22 protein-coding genes and 1 rRNA gene are annotated in these 18,185 nt (G+C 37.9%); 9 read left to right on the top strand and 14 right to left on the bottom strand.

The genetic code is table 11. The annotated features are described in order from the left end of the window. Both KHA97_RS21645 and KHA97_RS21640 read right to left on the bottom strand, forming a co-directional pair. Positions 1–1,455: ribosomal RNA gene (locus KHA97_RS21645) — 16S ribosomal RNA — on the bottom strand; the annotation flags it as partial. A 253-nt stretch (positions 1,456–1,708) separates the two neighbouring features. After that, the gene (locus KHA97_RS21640; RefSeq protein WP_213126863.1) at positions 1,709–2,572 is read right to left on the bottom strand and encodes a nucleotidyltransferase-like protein; all 864 of its coding nucleotides are present in this window, start codon (positions 2,570–2,572) and stop codon (positions 1,709–1,711) included. A 140-nt stretch (positions 2,573–2,712) separates the two neighbouring features. Between KHA97_RS21640 and KHA97_RS21635 the strand changes: the two genes are divergently transcribed. Next, positions 2,713–3,072 carry a YgzB family protein gene (locus tag KHA97_RS21635; protein ID WP_213126862.1) on the top strand — a complete coding sequence of 120 codons (360 nt, stop codon included), beginning with the start codon at positions 2,713–2,715 and terminating at the stop codon, positions 3,070–3,072. Positions 3,073–3,106: 34 nt separating this feature from the next. Further along, on the top strand, positions 3,107–3,712 hold the full coding sequence (locus tag KHA97_RS21630; protein ID WP_213126861.1) for a YesL family protein: 606 nt from the start codon (positions 3,107–3,109) through the stop codon (positions 3,710–3,712). Positions 3,713–3,762: 50 nt separating this feature from the next. Here the strand turns inward: KHA97_RS21630 and perR are convergent, their stop codons facing one another. The 4 genes from perR to KHA97_RS21610 all read right to left on the bottom strand — a co-directional run bounded on the left by perR (position 3,763) and on the right by KHA97_RS21610 (position 6,033). Further along, entirely contained in the window at positions 3,763–4,206 is a 444-nt protein-coding gene (perR, locus tag KHA97_RS21625; protein ID WP_233713706.1) for a peroxide-responsive transcriptional repressor PerR, read from the bottom strand. 91 nt (positions 4,207–4,297) lie between these two features. Continuing rightward, positions 4,298–4,843: a cob(I)yrinic acid a,c-diamide adenosyltransferase gene (locus KHA97_RS21620; RefSeq protein ID WP_213126859.1), complete on the bottom strand. Its 546-nt coding sequence runs from the start codon at positions 4,841–4,843 to the stop codon at positions 4,298–4,300. A gap of 244 nt (positions 4,844–5,087) precedes the next feature. Continuing rightward, positions 5,088–5,558 (bottom strand): thioredoxin-dependent thiol peroxidase, encoded by a 471-nt coding sequence (gene bcp / locus KHA97_RS21615; protein ID WP_213126858.1) that lies wholly within the window; start codon positions 5,556–5,558, stop codon positions 5,088–5,090. Positions 5,559–5,610: 52 nt separating this feature from the next. Next, on the bottom strand, positions 5,611–6,033 hold the full coding sequence (locus KHA97_RS21610; RefSeq protein WP_325167524.1) for an ion channel: 423 nt from the start codon (positions 6,031–6,033) through the stop codon (positions 5,611–5,613). 150 nt (positions 6,034–6,183) lie between these two features. On the opposite strand from KHA97_RS21610, the gene KHA97_RS21605 reads away from it, so the two are divergent. Continuing rightward, positions 6,184–7,464 carry a glutamate-1-semialdehyde 2,1-aminomutase gene (locus tag KHA97_RS21605; RefSeq protein ID WP_213126857.1) on the top strand — a complete coding sequence of 427 codons (1,281 nt, stop codon included), beginning with the start codon at positions 6,184–6,186 and terminating at the stop codon, positions 7,462–7,464. A gap of 135 nt (positions 7,465–7,599) precedes the next feature. Beyond that, positions 7,600–8,649: an FUSC family protein gene (locus tag KHA97_RS21600; protein ID WP_213126856.1), complete on the top strand. Its 1,050-nt coding sequence runs from the start codon at positions 7,600–7,602 to the stop codon at positions 8,647–8,649. 185 nt (positions 8,650–8,834) lie between these two features. Here the strand turns inward: KHA97_RS21600 and KHA97_RS21595 are convergent, their stop codons facing one another. From KHA97_RS21595 to mutY, 5 genes are all read right to left on the bottom strand, one after another. Continuing rightward, positions 8,835–10,583 (bottom strand): ABC transporter ATP-binding protein, encoded by a 1,749-nt coding sequence (locus tag KHA97_RS21595; RefSeq protein ID WP_325167523.1) that lies wholly within the window; start codon positions 10,581–10,583, stop codon positions 8,835–8,837. Positions 10,584–10,844: 261 nt separating this feature from the next. Then, a complete protein-coding gene (ntdP, locus tag KHA97_RS21590; protein WP_213126855.1) occupies positions 10,845–11,372 on the bottom strand; it encodes a nucleoside tri-diphosphate phosphatase in 528 nt (175 codons plus the stop codon). A gap of 161 nt (positions 11,373–11,533) precedes the next feature. After that, the gene (locus tag KHA97_RS21585; protein WP_213126854.1) at positions 11,534–11,719 is read right to left on the bottom strand and encodes a gamma-type small acid-soluble spore protein; all 186 of its coding nucleotides are present in this window, start codon (positions 11,717–11,719) and stop codon (positions 11,534–11,536) included. 235 nt (positions 11,720–11,954) lie between these two features. Beyond that, positions 11,955–12,704: an enoyl-[acyl-carrier-protein] reductase FabL gene (gene fabL, locus KHA97_RS21580; RefSeq protein ID WP_213126853.1), complete on the bottom strand. Its 750-nt coding sequence runs from the start codon at positions 12,702–12,704 to the stop codon at positions 11,955–11,957. 62 nt (positions 12,705–12,766) lie between these two features. Continuing rightward, positions 12,767–13,870, bottom strand: a complete 1,104-nt coding sequence (mutY, locus tag KHA97_RS21575) for an A/G-specific adenine glycosylase (RefSeq protein ID WP_213126852.1) — start codon at positions 13,868–13,870, stop codon at positions 12,767–12,769. Between the two features lie 153 nt (positions 13,871–14,023). Between mutY and KHA97_RS21570 the strand changes: the two genes are divergently transcribed. The 3 genes from KHA97_RS21570 to KHA97_RS21560 all read left to right on the top strand — a co-directional run bounded on the left by KHA97_RS21570 (position 14,024) and on the right by KHA97_RS21560 (position 15,465). Beyond that, on the top strand, positions 14,024–15,004 hold the full coding sequence (locus KHA97_RS21570) for a metal-dependent hydrolase (protein WP_213126851.1): 981 nt from the start codon (positions 14,024–14,026) through the stop codon (positions 15,002–15,004). 112 nt (positions 15,005–15,116) lie between these two features. Continuing rightward, a complete protein-coding gene (locus tag KHA97_RS21565) occupies positions 15,117–15,284 on the top strand; it encodes a small, acid-soluble spore protein K (RefSeq protein WP_213126850.1) in 168 nt (55 codons plus the stop codon). A 19-nt stretch (positions 15,285–15,303) separates the two neighbouring features. After that, positions 15,304–15,465 carry a YpzG family protein gene (locus tag KHA97_RS21560; RefSeq protein WP_213126849.1) on the top strand — a complete coding sequence of 54 codons (162 nt, stop codon included), beginning with the start codon at positions 15,304–15,306 and terminating at the stop codon, positions 15,463–15,465. 35 nt (positions 15,466–15,500) lie between these two features. Here the strand turns inward: KHA97_RS21560 and KHA97_RS21555 are convergent, their stop codons facing one another. Both KHA97_RS21555 and recX read right to left on the bottom strand, forming a co-directional pair. Next, on the bottom strand, positions 15,501–15,815 hold the full coding sequence (locus KHA97_RS21555; protein ID WP_267912468.1) for a YfhH family protein: 315 nt from the start codon (positions 15,813–15,815) through the stop codon (positions 15,501–15,503). Between the two features lie 267 nt (positions 15,816–16,082). Beyond that, the gene (gene recX / locus KHA97_RS21550; RefSeq protein ID WP_213126848.1) at positions 16,083–16,874 is read right to left on the bottom strand and encodes a recombination regulator RecX; all 792 of its coding nucleotides are present in this window, start codon (positions 16,872–16,874) and stop codon (positions 16,083–16,085) included. A gap of 106 nt (positions 16,875–16,980) precedes the next feature. Here recX and KHA97_RS21545 point away from each other — a divergent pair, with 106 nt between their 5' ends. Both KHA97_RS21545 and KHA97_RS21540 read left to right on the top strand, forming a co-directional pair. Beyond that, positions 16,981–17,100 (top strand): YfhE family protein, encoded by a 120-nt coding sequence (locus KHA97_RS21545; RefSeq protein WP_213126847.1) that lies wholly within the window; start codon positions 16,981–16,983, stop codon positions 17,098–17,100. Between the two features lie 47 nt (positions 17,101–17,147). Continuing rightward, positions 17,148–17,333, top strand: coding sequence for a YfhD family protein (locus KHA97_RS21540; RefSeq protein WP_213126846.1), 186 nt, complete (start codon positions 17,148–17,150; stop codon positions 17,331–17,333). 42 nt (positions 17,334–17,375) lie between these two features. Here KHA97_RS21540 and KHA97_RS21535 read toward each other — a convergent pair whose 3' ends face one another. Beyond that, complete coding sequence (locus KHA97_RS21535; protein ID WP_213126845.1) at positions 17,376–18,185, bottom strand: MBL fold metallo-hydrolase; 810 nt, start codon at positions 18,183–18,185, stop codon at positions 17,376–17,378.

Raw genomic sequence — 18,185 nt, 5'->3', positions numbered from 1 at the left:
GGTTACCCCACCGACTTCGGGTGTTACAAACTCTCGTGGTGTGACGGGCGGTGTGTACAAGGCCCGGGAACGTATTCACCGCGGCATGCTGATCCGCGATTACTAGCGATTCCGGCTTCATGCAGGCGAGTTGCAGCCTGCAATCCGAACTGAGAATGGTTTTATGGGATTGGCTCGACCTCGCGGTTTTGCTGCCCTTTGTACCATCCATTGTAGCACGTGTGTAGCCCAGGTCATAAGGGGCATGATGATTTGACGTCATCCCCACCTTCCTCCGGTTTGTCACCGGCAGTCACCTTAGAGTGCCCAACTGAATGCTGGCAACTAAGGTCAAGGGTTGCGCTCGTTGCGGGACTTAACCCAACATCTCACGACACGAGCTGACGACAACCATGCACCACCTGTCACTCTGTCCCCCGAAGGGGAACGCCCTATCTCTAGGGGTGGCAGAGGATGTCAAGACCTGGTAAGGTTCTTCGCGTTGCTTCGAATTAAACCACATGCTCCACCGCTTGTGCGGGCCCCCGTCAATTCCTTTGAGTTTCAGCCTTGCGGCCGTACTCCCCAGGCGGAGTGCTTAATGCGTTAGCTGCAGCACTAAAGGGCGGAAACCCTCTAACACTTAGCACTCATCGTTTACGGCGTGGACTACCAGGGTATCTAATCCTGTTCGCTCCCCACGCTTTCGCGCCTCAGCGTCAGTTACAGACCAAAGAGCCGCCTTCGCCACTGGTGTTCCTCCACATCTCTACGCATTTCACCGCTACACGTGGAATTCCGCTCTTCTCTTCTGCACTCAAGTTTCCCAGTTTCCAATGACCGCTCACGGTTGAGCCGCGAGATTTCACATCAGACTTAAGAAACCGCCTGCGCGCGCTTTACGCCCAATAATTCCGGACAACGCTTGCCACCTACGTATTACCGCGGCTGCTGGCACGTAGTTAGCCGTGGCTTTCTGGTCAGGTACCGTCAAGGTACCGTTAGTTAGACGGTACTTGTTCTTCCCTGATAACAGAGTTTTACGATCCGAAAACCTTCTTCACTCACGCGGCGTTGCTCCGTCAGACTTTCGTCCATTGCGGAAGATTCCCTACTGCTGCCTCCCGTAGGAGTCTGGGCCGTGTCTCAGTCCCAGTGTGGCCGATCACCCTCTCAGGTCGGCTACGCATCGTCGCCTTGGTGAGCCGTTACCTCACCAACTAGCTAATGCGCCGCGGGCCCATCTGTAAGTGACAGCAGAACCGTCTTTCAACCTCTCCCCATGCGGGAAAAGAAGTTATCCGGTATTAGCTCCGGTTTCCCGAAGTTATCCCAGTCTTACAGGCAGGTTGCCCACGTGTTACTCACCCGTCCGCCGCTAACCTTTGGGAGCAAGCTCCCTCAGATCCGCTCGACTTGCATGTATTAGGCACGCCGCCAGCGTTCGTCCTGAGCCAGGATCAAACTCTCATTTAAGTTTGTTAGCTCATTTGCTGGTCATGCAATTAAAAATTATTTAACGTTCGTTTCGTTCAGTTTTCAAAGATCAAACTCGCTCGCTTTCTGACAGCGACTTTTTAATACTATCATCAAGTGAAGCGAAAGTCAATCATTTTTTTCTTGGCGCTTTTCACCGAGTTGTTTGTATCTCTTTCAGCGACGTTTACTAATATAACAAGTTTCTTTAATCTCGTCAATAGAAATTTTAAAAAAAAGAATAAACATCTTATTATTTTACTCGATAGCATCTATGATATAACCCTAGACCTTTAGTTTCGATCTCTACAACTTGAATAATATCCTTTTCAATTAAATATTCTAACAAAAGACTAAAATCCACACCGTAATGGACAATTTCAGGGTGTTCAGATATTTCGTCCATACTCCATTGATCCCTTGTTTCCATAACTTCTAGTAGATGTGCTGCTCCAACCGGAGTCCTTGAAAATATTAAAAATTCACTTGCAAGGAATAAAAGTTCTAATCTTTTTTCAATCGGCTCTTCGCTTTTAATCAATTCCTCGTATAGTTTGAAAATTTCTGGTTCAATATGCTTTACCTGATTCCAAACTGTAAGTTCAGGATGAAAGCCATCTTCAATAATAGACAGCCTACCTAAATGATGAAGAGAATGTACGATATGATTAAATGCATCTAAATATTGACCTGATTCAAAAAAGGCTTTTCCATCCATGTATCTTCTTATTAATTTCGCAAATTCTAATCCGATTTTTATTTTCCTCCCAAAGAAAGGGAATTCTTGGAGTTCCGTTTTTAATTTTTCCATATAATCATTTCTATCAAATAATACTTTTCCTTCATATATCCATTCCACAATTCGGCGATTCGAACCAAGCAGCAACCATTCTTGAAGTTGTTTCTCATTAACAATATGTAATGCAGCCTTTTTACCTTCATATTGGTAATGTTTTATATAAACGGGTTGTTTTTGTTCTTTTACAATCATTAATAAAATTACATCGAACATATCAGTTAAAGTAGTTACTTTATGTTTTTTTTCTATTTTTATGATCCCTAAAGTATTATCTTGGCTCGCTCTTTCTTGATATATTGGCCTCAAGATGTCTTCCATTGTATACCCTCCAAAAACATTTTCCTTTTTCTTTTCGACAGTGATTTAAGTATTTCCTGCTTGTTCAATTAATCGCCTTAATATTGTAAGATGTTTTAAGTCGATTATGATATAGTTTATTTTCAGGAGGGTCTTATAAGATGAATAAAAAATATTCAAGTAAAATTAATAAAATACGAAGTTTCGCATTATCTTTAGTATTTATTGGTTTTATCATTATGTATTTTGGGATTTTCTTTAAAAATCACATTATTATTATGACCATTTTTATGTTTTTAGGGCTGTTGTCTATTATCGCAAGTACGGTCATTTACTTTTGGATTGGAATGCTTTCCACTAAAGCATTGCAAGTGGTTTGTCCAAATTGCGGCAAACATACAAAAATATTAGGACGAGTTGATATGTGCATGTATTGCCGTGAGCCGCTTACAGTAGATCCTAACTTAGAAGGAAAAGAATTTGATGAAAAATATAATAAAAAAAGATTTGAGAAGGAATAATCATCTAAAGAATAAGAAATTATTGGTGAGATAAATGAATTTTTTTAATGGCAGATTATACAGCATTTTAGAGGTTTTATCTTTTTTCTTCTTATTAAATATATTATGGTTTTTAATGTGTTTACCGCTCATTACGATTTTTCCGGCCACAGCTGCAATGTTTGCGGTCATTCGCCATTGGATTACGAAAAAAGATACAACTGTTTTTATTCCTTTCTTCCGTTTTTTTAAAGAAAATTTCAAGCAAAGTTTTATAATCGGACTAATCTTTTTTGTTTTTGCAAGTATCTTATATATGGATTTTATGCTAGTTAATACGTTTAATCCAAAGCTACATATTTTCTTAATTGCCGCATTGTTTTTAATCGGATTAATCGTCATTTTTACATTGGTTTATATTTTCCCGATGATGGTTCATTATCGTCTAACTTTATGGCAAGTTATAAAAAATTCGTTTTTCTTTTCGATTCGTTACATTGTATCCACAATTGTTTGTATATTTATTTTATTGGCAATGGCCTCACTTCTAATTCTTATTCCAGCATTCTCTTTGGTCATTTTCAGCTTTACAGCTTATCTTATTTTTATCATTTGCTATAGTAAATTCAGGAGAGAAGAAGGCCTTGCTTCAGATCACTGAATAAGAAAAAAGCAAGCAACCGCATCCGGTTGCTTGCTTTTTTCTTATTATTAGTGAGTTGCGCCTTTATCACATTCAGGACATATACCATATATCTCCATGCGATGATGTCCAACTTTAAATCCGGTGACACTGGAAGCGAGTTGTTCAACTTCATCTAATCCCGGATAATGGAAATCGACTATTTTACCACAATTTTCACAGATAATATGATAATGGTCGGATGTTACAAAATCAAATCGGCTAGAAGCGTCTCCATAAGTGAGTTCCTTTACAAGTCCGGCTTCTCGAAAAACACGCAAGTTGTTATAAACGGTGGCAACGCTCATGTTTGGAAATTTACCTTCAAGTGATTTATAAATTTCATCTGCTGTTGGATGAGACATAGACTGAATCAAATATTCCAAAATTGCATGACGTTGAGGTGTAATTCGGACTCCCGTCTCTTTCAATGTATGGATTGCTTCTTTTAATTGAATGTCTGACACCGCCATGCACCTCTTTTCTAAAATAAAATTCATTCTCTATTTATAATACTTATAATTAGTGTACTAATAAATTGGTTTATTTGTCAATGATTTAGCATCATTCATGAAGCTTTAATTCTTCCACTTTAAGCTTATGATTTATATATCGAGCTGCAACAAAAAGGAAATCCGAAAGTCGATTCAAATAAGAAAGTACCATGGGATTAACATTTTCAATAGAGACAGTAATTCTTTCAGCTCTCCGGACAACGGTTCTCGCTAAGTGAAGAGCTGCTCCAGCAGGATGACCTCCTGGAAGAATAAAATTCTTTAATGGAGGCAATACCTCGCCCCATTGATCAATTACCTTCTCAAGTTCCTCTAAATCTTCCTCTCGCAATTTCCATTTTACTTCTTTTCCCGCTGGTGTAGATAATTCGGCACCAACATGAAAAAGAGTAGTTTGGACTTTATGAAAAAATGAAGCCACTTCTTTTATTTCCGGATTTTCGTTATGAGATATATGACTTAAAGCAAGTCCAATCATCGAATTGGCTTCATCGCATGTTCCGTATGCCTCCACCCGAATATCGTTTTTGGATACCCTCTCCCCGTAAACTAATGATGTCGTTCCTTTATCGCCTGTTTTAGTATAGATTTTCAAAATGGTTCCCTCCATTGAAAGAATCTTTATGTATATATTATCATTAACATTCAAATTATTCTCAATTAACATAAGACAATGCTTTAAAAAATGGTGTGCTCTTTAACAAAAAAATAGGGCCGTGATTTCACAGCCCACAATTTATTTTCCTATTGAGGAGGTATGCCCTAATATACATTATGCAGACTGCGGCATTTAGAATGGACAACAGCCAAGATATGCAGGAAATAGGCCATATTTTTTATTAAAGTCCTTCTTTCACATACTGAAGAGCTTCCTCGACATGGCCTTTTACCTTTACTTTTCTCCATTCTTTCACAAGAATGCCTTCTTTATTAATAATGAAAGTGGATCGTTCAATTCCCATAAATTCTTTACCAAACATTTTTTTAAGTTTCCATACTCCGTATTTTTCTGCCACTTCATGATTTTCGTCTACAAGTAATAGAAATGGCAAATGATACTTTTCTATAAACTTTTCATGTTTCAGTAGTGGATCCGGACTTATACCCAAAATGACCACATCCAATTCCGAAAAATCTTTATGAAAATCTCGGAAATCACAAGCCTGTGTCGTACAACCAGGAGTCATATCCTTAGGATAAAAATATAAGATTACATGTTTTTTTTCACGAAATTCACTAAGCCTTACTTCCCCGCCATTACTTGCAGGGAGCCTAAAATCAGGTGCTGTATCGTTTATTTTTATCGTCATGATTTGTTTGCCCCCTCATAGTTATTATATCTAGCGTATCAGATACCTATATTTATTTCCTTCTTTGAGGCTCATACTCAATAAAGGAACGCACAACAAAGGCTGCAGGAATAGTATATCCGAGGAGAGCTTCAAGCATGACAAGCAAACGCCCGACTCCTACAGGAACGACATCACCGAATCCTACGGAAAAAAGTGTAATGGCACTTAAATAGAGAGAGGTGGTTAGCCTTTCATTCCACTCCTTTTCTTGAGTAACTATAGTATCAATAATAATCGGCATTCCTTTTAATTCAAGCAATAAAAACAAAAGACCAAAGCCAATCATGATGACGGCATATGTGCAACCAAGAAATACAAAATTTTCAAAAGACACTTGTTTAAATTTAAATCGATCTGGGATAAACAAAATTCTCAAAGCCATGAGGAGGCAAATAATAACCGCAAAAAAGATAATATACCAAATAAAAATCACCTCTCTCTTCCTTGTCCATTTATTTTACGTTGAGTAGTTTACACATAGACCAACAGACCAAGCTTTTAAGAGTAATGTCAATAATTGCGAAGAAGCCTCCGAAAGACTACAATAAGTAGAAGCTCGTAAGTTAAAGGAGAGGCTAGTAATATGAATTTTACACATTCTGAAAAAATACATAAGGAAGCACTGGAACATATAGTAGGAGGTGTTAATAGTCCTTCTCGATCATATAAAGCAGTAGGCGGGGGCTCTCCCGTGACGATGGAAAGAGCAAAAGGAGCTTATTTGTACGATGTAGATGGAAATCAATATATAGATTATTTAGCTGCATACGGCCCGATCATTACGGGTCATGCACATCCTCATATTACAGCAGCAATAAAGAAAGCTGCCGAAACGGGAGTATTATACGGAACACCAACTCCACATGAAGTAAAATTTGCCAAAATGATTAAGGAAGCTATTCCTTCACTTGATAAAATACGTTTCGTTAATTCTGGAACAGAAGCTGTAATGACAACTATTCGAGTGGCAAGAGCTTATACAGGTAGAAACAAAATCCTGAAATTTGCCGGATGTTATCATGGACACTCCGATTTAGTATTGGTCGCTGCTGGTTCTGGTCCTTCACAATTAGGCATGCCCGATTCTGCGGGAGTACCAGAAAGTATTGCTAAGGAAGTTATTACAGTACCTTACAATGATATCGAACCCTTTAAGGAAGCAATGGATAAATGGGGTAATGAAATTGCTGCTGTATTAACTGAACCGATTGTAGGGAATTTTGGAATTGTCGAACCACTTTCAGGATATCTTGAAAAAGTAAAAGAAATTACTCATGATAAAGGCGCCCTTCTCATTTTTGATGAAGTCATTACTGCTTTTCGTTTTATGTATGGTGGAGCCCAAAATCTACTAGGTGTAACACCAGATTTAACAGCCCTTGGAAAAATTATCGGCGGCGGTCTTCCGATAGGTGCATATGGCGGCCGTAGTGAAATCATGGAAAAAGTGGCTCCGCTTGGCCCAGCATATCAAGCAGGAACGATGGCCGGAAATCCCGCTTCTATGTTGTCTGGTATAGCTTGCCTTGAAGTTCTTCAAGAGCCGGGAGTATATGAGCGGCTCGATAAATTGGGAGCAATGCTGGAAACAGGAATTTTAGAAGCAGCAAAAAAATATAACGCTCCTATAACCATTAATCGTTTAAAAGGAGCATTGACCATTTATTTTACAAAGGAAAAAGTCATTAATTATGAACAGGCTGAAGCGACAGACGGAGAATTATTTGCAACATTTTTCAAGAAGATGCTGAATCAAGGAATTAATCTTGCTCCGTCTAAATATGAAGCTTGGTTTATCACTACAGCACATTCCGAAGAAGATATTGTGCAAACGATACAAGCAGTGGAAAATGCATTTCAATAAAAAAAAACAGAAGTGCCTTGCTAATCGACGTCTAAACTTCATGCCTTTTATAATTGGATAGGAAGTTCAGACGCCGGTGGTGCTGAAGTTAGTCATCAAAGAATGAAATAGATTTAAGGAAAGGAATTAGTACCCATGAAGCTTGGTGCCCGCATGCTAAAAACGGGGATAGCCATTATTTTAGCGTTATATGTTGCAGAGCTTTTCCATATACCTACGCCGGTTTTCGCTGGAATAGCAGCTGTTTTTGCCATTCAACCCACCATTTATCGATCCTACTTAACATTACTTGAACAAGTTCAAGGCAATATCATCGGTGCAATCATTGCCATTATTTTCGTACTTTCTTTCGGAAATCACTTTTTAATTATCGGTTTTGCTGCAATAATCGCAATCGGCATCATGGTGAAGTTAAAATTGGAAAATGCAATCCGACTTGCCCTTGTAACAATTATTGCGGTAATGTCTGCACCTGCTGAAGACTTTCTTCAGTTTTCCGTAGTTCGCTCAGCAACGATATTGCTTGGGATATTATCATCTTTTACGGTCAATCTCATCTTTCTGCCGCCTAAATACGAAACGAAGCTTTTTCAAGGAATATCTGAGGTTTCAGAAGATATTATTAAGTGGATACGTCTTTCAATAAGATTCGCTTCTGAAGATAGATTGTTGAAAAAAGAACTTGGTACAATTAAAGAGCGAATTGGCCGTATTAATGTTCTGTATTCCATGTATAAAGAAGAAAGAAGATATTTCAAAAAAAGCGAGTATCCGAATGCTCGAAAGCTCGTCATCTACAGACAGATGATTCAGGTCAATCAAAAAAGCTTTGAAATTTTAAAGCTGCAACAACGTTATAAAAACATTTTATTCGAACTTCCGAGTACCTTACAAAACGACACTCGAGAAAGACTTGATTATTTGTTAAGCTATCATGAGCAGTTGCTTCAAAAATTTATGGGGAGAGTCCCTCAAAATATAGAACTTTTTAACGAGAATATATTTGACAGAGAACAGTTGATGAACGCATTTTTAAAAGAAATTAAAAATAATGATGTGGAAGATGAATTTCAACCTTTTCATTTAATGCATATTCTTTCTGATATCATCGAATATGAAGAACTACTTGAACAATTAGATAAAATGATTAGATCCTACCAAAAGTTTCATTTAAAAAAGCTCTGAGTTCATCACATACTCAGAGCTTTCCTATTGTCCAGCTCCAGCGCCTATCGACTAGCAAACTTCTTGTCCTTCTTCCTACGATAAGTCAACATCGGCTCGTTCCTCGCCGTGTTTCCTTTATCTCAGGCGAAGGCCCTGAAGTTTGTACGTCGATGAGCAAGGCGCTTACGCTTTCCTATTAATCTCTAATTATCTAATTGCTGCACTTGGAATAGCTGATAATATTTTCCTTGTTTTCCCATTAACTCTTCATGTGTTCCGATTTCCATAATTTTCCCATGATCAATTAAGACAATTCTATCGGCATGGGTAATGGTTGATAGTCGATGAGCAATGATAAACGTAGTTCTATCTTTCGCTAACTTCTCTAGTGCCTCTTGAATTAGGTGTTCACTTTCAAGATCAAGTGCCGATGTTGCTTCATCTAATATAAGAATTGGCGGGTTTTTCAAGAATACTCTAGCAATCGCAACACGTTGTTTTTGTCCCCCGGATAGCTTTACTCCACGCTCACCGACTTTAGTGTCATACCCAAGAGGTAAATCCATAATAAAATCATGAGCATTAGCTGCATCAGCCGCCAAACGCACTTCCTCATCGGAACTTTCTGGCTTTCCAAGTAATATGTTTGATTTAACTGAATCACTGAATAAAATATTATCTTGAAGAACCATTCCGATTTTATCACGGAGACTGCGTACTTTGAACTTTCGAATATCGATACCATCTAATAGTACTCGCCCTTCAGTTACATCATAAAACCGAGGGATAAGGCTGACGAGCGAGGATTTTCCACCACCACTCATTCCTACGAACGCAATTGTTTCTCCAGCTTTTACATCTAGATTGACATTCTTTAGAATCGGTCCATCTTTTTCATCATACGCGAAAGATACGTTTTCTAGTTTAATATTTCCTATGACAGATTTCAGTTCAATCGCGTCAGGAGCATCATCTATATCATATTTTTCATCTATTAACCCAAAGACCCGGTCCATAGAAGCAATCGATTGAGTAAGTGTAGTGGATGAGTTTACGAGACGTCTCAACGGATTATATAATCTTTCAACATAGCCCATAAATGCGACCAATGTACCGATGGAAAGATTTCCGTGAATCACTTGATATCCTGCATACGTAATAACAATAAGCGGTGCAAGGTCCGTAATCGTATTAACAACAGAAAAAGCCTTCGCTGTCCAGCTAGTATGAGTCAACGCCTTATCTAAAAAATTTGCATTGTTTCTATCGAATTGTTTTTGCTCGTGATCTTCTATCGCAAAGCTCTTAATAATCGACATTCCCGCTACACGTTCATGTAAATAACTTTGCACTTCAGCGAGTGCTTGCGATCGGGCTCGCGTCAGTTTTCGCAAATTGCCGAAAAAATAGCGAACTGAAATCATATAAAGTGGAAAAACAGCTAAGGATACGATTGTAAGAGGTACATCCAACGTAATCATTATGATTACAGCAATAATCACGGTTGTGACATCAAGCCATAAATTCATTAACCCGGTAATAACAAATTCCTTTGTTTGCTCCACATCGTTTATCATTCTCGATATGACTTCACCGGCGCGCGTATTTGAATAAAATTTAAAACTTAATTTTTGGATATGGGTAAACATCCTGTCTCGAATATCGTACAAAATTTTACTTGCAGTCCACTGCGCGAAATATTGGCGGTAGTATTCTACAGGTGGTCTCACCACTACAAATAAAAGCAGCATTAATCCCATTGTTATAAATAACTTAGTTGTTTTTTCATCCGCTGATAAATTCTTTGCCCCGATCACGTCATCTATAACATATTTCATTAAGATTGGAATTAAAAGAGGAATAGCAAATTTAATGATCCCGATAAATAAAGTCCCAACAATTCTCCATTTATAAGGTTTTACAAACTCCATATATCTTCTAACGATACCCAATGCCATTCATCCTTTCACAATTAGAAAAGCGCAAGCGCCCTTTCAGCGACGTACAAACTTTTTAAGCTTCTTACGAGATAAAGGAAACAGAACGAGAAATGTTTACTTACCATAGGAAGAAGCTAAAAGTATGCTTGTCGCTTGGCTCCTGGAGCTACATAGTACGAACAACCGTCCCTAAGAAATCCTTAGTAAAATGTTACACTTTACTAACAAAATAAACCTGTTGAATTAAAATCAACAGGTCATCCTGTATCGTTTTCATCGATACATTAAATATCGATCATACCACGTATCAATAAAGTCCGGTGAAAACGGGCCTTTTCGTGTTCTAATCCAGCGTACTAATTTATCTACATTTCGTTTTAATATATGGTCAATCACATCTGGATATCCCATTTGCTTACGATGGTATTCGTATTCATCTTCATCCAGAAGTGTAAACGTCATATCCGGGTACACTTTGACATCCAAATCATAATCGATATATTTTAATGCTTCCTGATCGTAAACATATGGCGAGCCAAGATTACAATAGTAATATACGCCATCTTCACGAATCATCGCAATTATGTTGAACCAAATGTCAGTATGAAAGTAACAAATGGCCGGCTCTCGTGTAATCCACGTTCTACCATCTGCTTCCGTAACTAAAGTACGATCATTCGCACCTATAACGAGATGTTTTGTCGCTTTTAAAATTTTCGTCTCATCCCAAATTCGGTGTATATGTCCATTATGTTTATAGCTATGAATTTGAATGTTATCGCCTTCAACGGGAATACCCATCTTTTCCCCTACTTTCTAATCCGAACAACCTTTTTAGGGTCTTTTATCATTATAACGTTCTTTACCATTTTTTAAAACAAATGAGTATTCGTCTCTGAAAGTGGCACAAAAAAATAAGGATCCAACCTTCGCATTGTGAAAGTTAGATCCTTATTATTTCATTACTGTTGACCGAAATTGCCTGAGTTTTGACTTTTTTTTGATTCAGCTTGTTGGTTTTGTTGTCTTACTTGTTGCGCATCTGTTTCGCTGGCAAACTCAGTACCAAAATTTTGTCCAGTAGCGGAAGCTGCATTTTGTTGTCTTACTTTTTGGACATTAGTTCCAGATTGTTGAGCTTTTTTCACCTTTTCTCACCTCCACGTTTGTTAATGTAACCAGAGGGTGAGATTGTTATCCAAAAAAATAAAATTATTTTTGATGATTCACGATCGAATAGGAAGGTCGAAAAGTTTGATCGTGAATCGGATATGGATAGGCGAATATATGCGAAGATCGATGAAGTTTATCGTGATTCGGATTGTGATTCGCAATCAAATTATAAAACGGTGATTTTCATAGTGAATTATTACGAAAACCATTTTATACAAGAATCGATCGTCCACCATCCACGATGATTGTCTGACCACGAATCATTGAAGCGTCTTCTGATACAAGGAACATAACGGTTTTTACAATGTCATCGATTTCTACCATTCGTCCGGCTGGTGTATTTTTTCTTGCGTCTTCTAACAATTCTTCTCGATTTGGAAAATGCTTCAAAGCATCAGTATCAATTGCGCCACCAGAAACAGCGTTCACCACTATATTTTTCGGTGAAAGCTCTACTGCTAAATAACGCGTTAAAGCTTCAACCGCCGCTTTAGATACCCCAACCGTTGTATAATTCTCCAAGTAACGAATTGAACCTAGTGAGCTGAGGCTGACAATTTTCCCTCCGCCATTTCGCTCCATTAATTTAGCAGCTTCTTGAGCACAAAATAATAGTGCTTTGCTGTTAATATTCATTGTCCAATCCCAATGTGATTCTTCGAGTTCCATTGCTGGTCTTAATACACCTGAAGCTGCATTATTAATAAGTACATCAAGACGACCGAATTCATTTTCAATTTCTGCAAACATATTTTTAATTTTTTCAACATCACCAACATTAGCACGAGCGAGGAATGCTTTTCTACCTAGTTTTTCAATTTCCTCAACTGTTTCAAGAGCAGCTTTTTTGCTGCGGGCATAATTGACTACAATATCATAGCCTTCCTTCGCTAACGCAATTGCGGCAGCTTTTCCTACACCTCTGCTGCTTCCAGTTACAAGTGCTACTTTATTACCCATTAAAAATCCACCTTTCAAATTCAATATGTCTATTTTACATGTCTCACGAAAATTGGACAATTTTATAGTTTAACTTTTTTCTTATACGTTTTCCAAATCGTTTGATGGGAAACAGGAAATGCGTATTCTTCAAGTTCTTCTTTTGTAACAAGAAGATAATTCTCTCTCACTTCAATATCTCCTGAAATAGATCCAGCAAAAACATTGATAGACCAAGTTAAATGGGAAAAAACATGATCAACCTTAGTAAAAGTTCCTGTTTCAAGGAGGACACCGGCATCAACTTCCTCTTCTAAGTATTTCGCTAAAGCCGTTCGCATTTGCATAAATTCTCCATCTTCCACAGTCGGAAATTCCCATAAATTTGCTAGCAATCCTTTACTCGATCGTTTACGAATTAAAAATTTTCCTTTATCAGTTTTTAAAACAGCTGCAAGCAAATCAACATGCTTAGTAGATTTTTTACGTGTTTTTACGGGCAAATCTTTTTCAACACCCGCCGAAAAAGCAAGACAATGCTCTCTAACTGGGCATAATAAACATGACGGTGATGTCGGGGTACATATAAGCGCACCAAGCTCCATCAATGCTTGATTAAAATAAGAAGGGTGGTCGCGATTGATTATTTCCCTCACAGCTTCTTCAAAGATTTTCCGAGTAGATGGTTTGGCTATGTCTTCATAAATGAGAAGAATCCTCGATAGAACACGCATAACATTGCCGTCAACTGCTGGCTCGGGCACACCGTAAGCAATGCTTAATATAGCTCCTGCAGTATAAGGACCGACACCTTTTAATTTTGATATTTCCTTTAACGTATTAGGAACCTTTCCATCATATTGAGTGACAACTTCTTTCACAGCTGAATGAAGATTTCGTACTCGAGAATAATACCCGAGTCCCTCCCAAATTTTCAGGACAGATTCATCATCTGCATCCGCGAATGCCTCAATCGTAGGAAACTTTTTAAGGAATCGTTCATAATAAGGTATAACGGTATCAACTCTCGTTTGTTGAAGCATAATTTCCGAAACCCAAACCTTATAAGGATCAGAATCCTTTCTCCAAGGGAGATCCCGTTGCTCTCGAATAAACCAATTTAATAAGTCTTTTTGAAATTTTTCTATTGCCATGTCATTTAAATTGTTTTGTAATTGTTCATTCATTTCCATATCTCCCTGATGTTAATCAATATGTATTTTAGGGAATAGTCTATACTATAAAAGAGCTTCTATCTTTATTGATTGCAAATTAAATTTTAATAAAATATGATGGTAAAAACACGAACTATAGCCATCCCTTCCCGAGGAGGATTTAGATTGGATACAGCTACTCACGTCGTTATGGGAATCGCGATAGGCGGACTTGCTACGCTTGATCCAGTAGTGGCCGAAAATACAGTCAATAGTCATAGTGTACTTGTAGCTGCTATTATTGGATCCCAAATACCTGATATCGATACTTTTCTAAAATTACGCAATAACGCAGTTTATTTAAGAAATCACAGAGGGGTTACACATTCAATCCCAGCAGTATTATTCTGGCCAATTGCCGTGACAGCCTTTGTCAGTTTATTTTTTCCTGAAACGAATATACTTCATTTGTGGATATGGTCTTTTATAGCTGTATTCCTCCATGTTTTTGTCGATATTTTCAATGCGTACGGAACTCAAGCATTACGACCGTTTTCAAATAAATGGGTGGCATTTGGCATTATTAACACATTTGATCCGATTATTTTCAGTCTACATGTCCTTGGAATTATATTTTGGATTTTCGGTGCACCACCAGGATATACATTTTTAATCATGTATACCGTGATTATTTTATATTATCTTCTACGATTCATCATGCAGAGAACGGTAAGATCAGCGCTTTTAAAAACAATTCCTGATGCTGAAGAAATTATTATTGCACCGACTATGCGTTTCAATCAATGGAGGCTTGCAGTAACATCAAAGGACAATTTTTATGTAGGGCGCGCTTATAAACGCTCCATTACGATTTTTGATAAATTTAAACGACTGCCAGTTCCACAATCTCCTATCATCGAAGCAGCCAGCAAAGATAAAAACATATCAGCGTTTTTATCCTTCTCTCCCGTCTACCGCTGGGAAATAGGAGAATTCGACAATTATTATGAGGTTCGTTATATTGATTTACGTTATCGAAGCAACGGACACTATCCATTTGTTGCAATTGTTCAGCTTAACCACGATTTGGACATCATCGCATCTTATACTGGCTGGATTTATAGTGAGGAAAAATTAAGAAAAAAATTAAACATTGTGACCGAATAACTCCGTGAAGCCCGAGGCTGCATGGAGTTTTTTTAGGACTCATAAAAAGTTATCGAAAAAACCATAATAAAATTGCGAGACCTTTTTCTCGCTTGTAAAGGAGGCAGTCAGAATGCGCAATAAAGCAAAGGATTTCCCTTATAAAAATGACAATAAATTCGAGGGTGAGCCTCGTGCAAAACCTGAATTTGCTTCTAAACGTGCCAATGGGACGACAAATACGAATCCCCAAGAAAGAATGCGAGCTTCCGGTGCTCGTGAGGATGAAGATCCTAACTAGATCGTAAAGGGGGAAAATCATGAACAGGAATGAGAATTCTCACTTAAATAGACACCTTAGCCCATTTAATCGCAACCACTATAACCCGAAAAGGATGTTCAACCAAGTAAATGGGGAAACAGAACAGTCTCAGTCATTAATCATTCTCGAAAACGACGTCGTCAAACGGCAAAAAAGATAATGGATTTGGATCAGCGGGGTAATTCCCCCGCTGGCCTATTTTAATAATGATATCGGCAGTGCTTCTTCCTTGCCAGAGCCATTTAATCTATATCCCCACGCAAAAACACCTTTTAAATAATCAATTTTAAAATATGTACCAGGTGCACCTTCAACCGCATAAATTTCTCCCGGCTTAAAATCTGCTGGATCCAATAAATATGCCTGTGCCATAACTGCCTTTCTTTCCATCACCGCGAATTCATTTACAATTCCTAGTTGTTCCGCTTTACGCGCCTTCTCTTTCAATTGGGCAATCTCTTGTCTAAGCTCTACTTCCGTCATTGCGCTATATCTTTTTTCTTTTTCCAATGTAGTTACCACCTTATCTTTAATAGGCTATGTGTATTTTTTATTGGACTTAGTAATCGTTGGTTTAACCTGCACACTTTGAAGCTCTCAAATGGACAGTGCTCGATGTATTTACGTGTCGCGAGGCTCTATGCAGCGCTCAAACGGATAGCACTCCGTTTATTCCATGTCACAGACTCTTTGAAGTAGTCATCGCAACTTTATTTTCCGAGCAGTCAGCCTGAACATACGTCCATTTTCCCGTTGCAAAAGCACGTTGAAATATTCTTATCCATTTTCCTCCAAATACTTGTCAATTAATTCAATTGCAAAGCCTTTTCGATATAAAGCTTGTTTCATTTTTTGTTCATATTCAAAGCCAGTCAAATTTTTATATCTTCTATGTGCCTTCTCAGCCTGTATTTCCAAGGCGTTCAACTCATCATCGTCATTTTTTTCATATTCAATCTCGTCAATGGCGATCGATATAATATTAAATGGAAAACCTTTTGTTAATAAGAACTGTTCAATTTTTTGCTTAAGAAACCTTTCGGAAAGTTTGCTATTTTGTTTTGCAACTTTATTTCCAAGCTGAATCGCGTGTTCAATTTTTTGCTCTTCACTATAATGGCCCATTGCCTCTTCAATCAATTGATCCTTAATTCCTTTTTGTTTTAATTCCTGCTTGATCGTCAAGGGACCTTTTTTCCCCCCATTTACTTGGGTGCGTACATAGGCAGAAGCAAATTCTAAGTCGTCGACGTATTTCCGTTCTGCCAACTCTAATAAAACAGCTTGAATGACAGGCTCGTCCCATTCTTTTTTCTTTAAATGCTGACGAATTTCGTCCCCTGATCTCATTCTATAAGATAAAAAAATGATAGCCGCATTCAATGCTTTCCTTATTTCATCTTCATATTGAATCTGAGTAATGTCAAACTCAGACAATTCCTTCCCCTTCGTCAAATGGTAGCGAATTAAAACTTCTTCATCGACACCAAAAGCAAAGGCTTCGTCCAGATAAATATTATATCGATCCTTACTATTTTTTTGCGTCGTAATTTTTGTGATGATCGGCATTGTACATCATCCTCTAATAATCGAATAATATTTACATTTTATCATAATATCTTCTTGTATGTTTGAGGAGGTAATGGGCAAAACATTAAAGAAGGAGGTGAAATAGATGGGCAAACGAAAAGAGATACAAACGAAAAGCACATTATCAGCTACACAGGAAGTGCTGTATGGAAGAGAATTTAAAAGAGCGGATAAAGCAGGCGGCTATACAAATGAAAGAAAATAATACTGGCAAAGCATTTTCAATAATACATAATCAAGGAGGACATTAACATGGGACGTGACGATCGACGCAGTGCTCGCGATAAGAACAAACAAAAGCTTCCTCAAGTACCGCAAAACATGAAATCGGATGGATTGGACGTAGAGTTTTCCGAAGAACTAGCAGACCACGATGATAAGGTTGCATTGGAAAGATCAAAAGCAGCTGATCAAAGGGCAAAACAAAAACGAAAATAAAGGCATATTGGGAGGAAGGCTAATCTATCCTCCCAATATTTATTACACATTTACTATCATCCCATCATAAGCTACTTCAATCCCGAATGGATTCAAAAGACTTTTTAATTCGGAATGTGATAGTTTTGTATTATGTGAAAAATGGGTGGCAATCACTTTTGACGATTCATCTATAATTCCGTTCGCCATAAAAATCTCCTTGATTTCTTTTACTCCTTCAATATTAAGGTGGTTTCTTTTTTCTGGAATCAATCCGTGCGTACAATCTAATAAAACAAAATCCAATTTCTTATGTTCTAACCATGCCCAAGTTTGCGGTGGAAACCATCCCGTGTCATGGCCATACAACATGCTCCTATTTCCTTTTTCAATATAAAAAATAAAGCATGTCTCATTTTTATCATGATCGGCAAGGAGTGGCGTCACTTGGAAAGATCCGATAGTGTAAGTTATAAATGGGGCAATTCGGCGCAATTTAAATGCTTCTCTTGAAAACTGGAAAACCTCTTTACATTTATAAATGACAATATCATTTCCATAAATATTTAACGGATAATCAATGTCGTGTGCAAAGACAGGTGCTCTCATTGTAATATCTTCGGGGTAAAAATGATCATGGTGTGAATGGGTAAAAAGAAGATTTTGAATGCTTCCGAGATCTAGGTTGTATGTAAGTACATGGTGGAGAGTATCTGGTGGAAAATCAATCTTCAGTTCATCATCAATAATAGCAGAGGTCCTAGTTCGAATATTTTTCCCGCCCAGTTTCCTCGCTCTCATACAAGCATCACATTTACAAAAAATCGCTGGATACCCTTCAGCAGCAGACGTACCAAGTAATTGAACTTTCAT

The sequence above is a fragment of the Lederbergia citri genome (assembly GCF_018343625.1).
GTDB classification, from domain to species: Bacteria; Bacillota; Bacilli; order Bacillales; family Bacillaceae_C; genus Lederbergia; species Lederbergia citri.
This window is presented reverse-complemented; position numbering and strand designations above follow the sequence as displayed.

Bases quoted from the DNA above. Each gene is read 5' to 3' on its own strand.
- KHA97_RS21640 (WP_213126863.1), bottom strand. From the start codon at position 2,572: ATGGAAGACATCTTGAGGCCAATATATCAAGAAAGAGCGAGCCAAGAT.
- KHA97_RS21635 (WP_213126862.1), top strand. From the start codon at position 2,713: ATGAATAAAAAATATTCAAGTAAAATTAATAAAATACGAAGTTTCGCA.
- KHA97_RS21630 (WP_213126861.1), top strand. From the start codon at position 3,107: ATGAATTTTTTTAATGGCAGATTATACAGCATTTTAGAGGTTTTATCT.
- perR (WP_233713706.1), bottom strand. From the start codon at position 4,206: ATGGCGGTGTCAGACATTCAATTAAAAGAAGCAATCCATACATTGAAA.
- bcp (WP_213126858.1), bottom strand. From the start codon at position 5,558: ATGACGATAAAAATAAACGATACAGCACCTGATTTTAGGCTCCCTGCA.
- KHA97_RS21605 (WP_213126857.1), top strand. From the start codon at position 6,184: ATGAATTTTACACATTCTGAAAAAATACATAAGGAAGCACTGGAACAT.
- KHA97_RS21600 (WP_213126856.1), top strand. From the start codon at position 7,600: ATGAAGCTTGGTGCCCGCATGCTAAAAACGGGGATAGCCATTATTTTA.
- ntdP (WP_213126855.1), bottom strand. From the start codon at position 11,372: ATGGGTATTCCCGTTGAAGGCGATAACATTCAAATTCATAGCTATAAA.
- fabL (WP_213126853.1), bottom strand. From the start codon at position 12,704: ATGGGTAATAAAGTAGCACTTGTAACTGGAAGCAGCAGAGGTGTAGGA.
- mutY (WP_213126852.1), bottom strand. From the start codon at position 13,870: ATGAATGAACAATTACAAAACAATTTAAATGACATGGCAATAGAAAAA.
- KHA97_RS21565 (WP_213126850.1), top strand. From the start codon at position 15,117: ATGCGCAATAAAGCAAAGGATTTCCCTTATAAAAATGACAATAAATTC.
- KHA97_RS21560 (WP_213126849.1), top strand. From the start codon at position 15,304: ATGAACAGGAATGAGAATTCTCACTTAAATAGACACCTTAGCCCATTT.
- recX (WP_213126848.1), bottom strand. From the start codon at position 16,874: ATGCCGATCATCACAAAAATTACGACGCAAAAAAATAGTAAGGATCGA.
- KHA97_RS21545 (WP_213126847.1), top strand. From the start codon at position 16,981: ATGGGCAAACGAAAAGAGATACAAACGAAAAGCACATTATCAGCTACA.
- KHA97_RS21540 (WP_213126846.1), top strand. From the start codon at position 17,148: ATGGGACGTGACGATCGACGCAGTGCTCGCGATAAGAACAAACAAAAG.
- KHA97_RS21535 (WP_213126845.1), bottom strand. From the start codon at position 18,185: ATGAAAGTTCAATTACTTGGTACGTCTGCTGCTGAAGGGTATCCAGCG.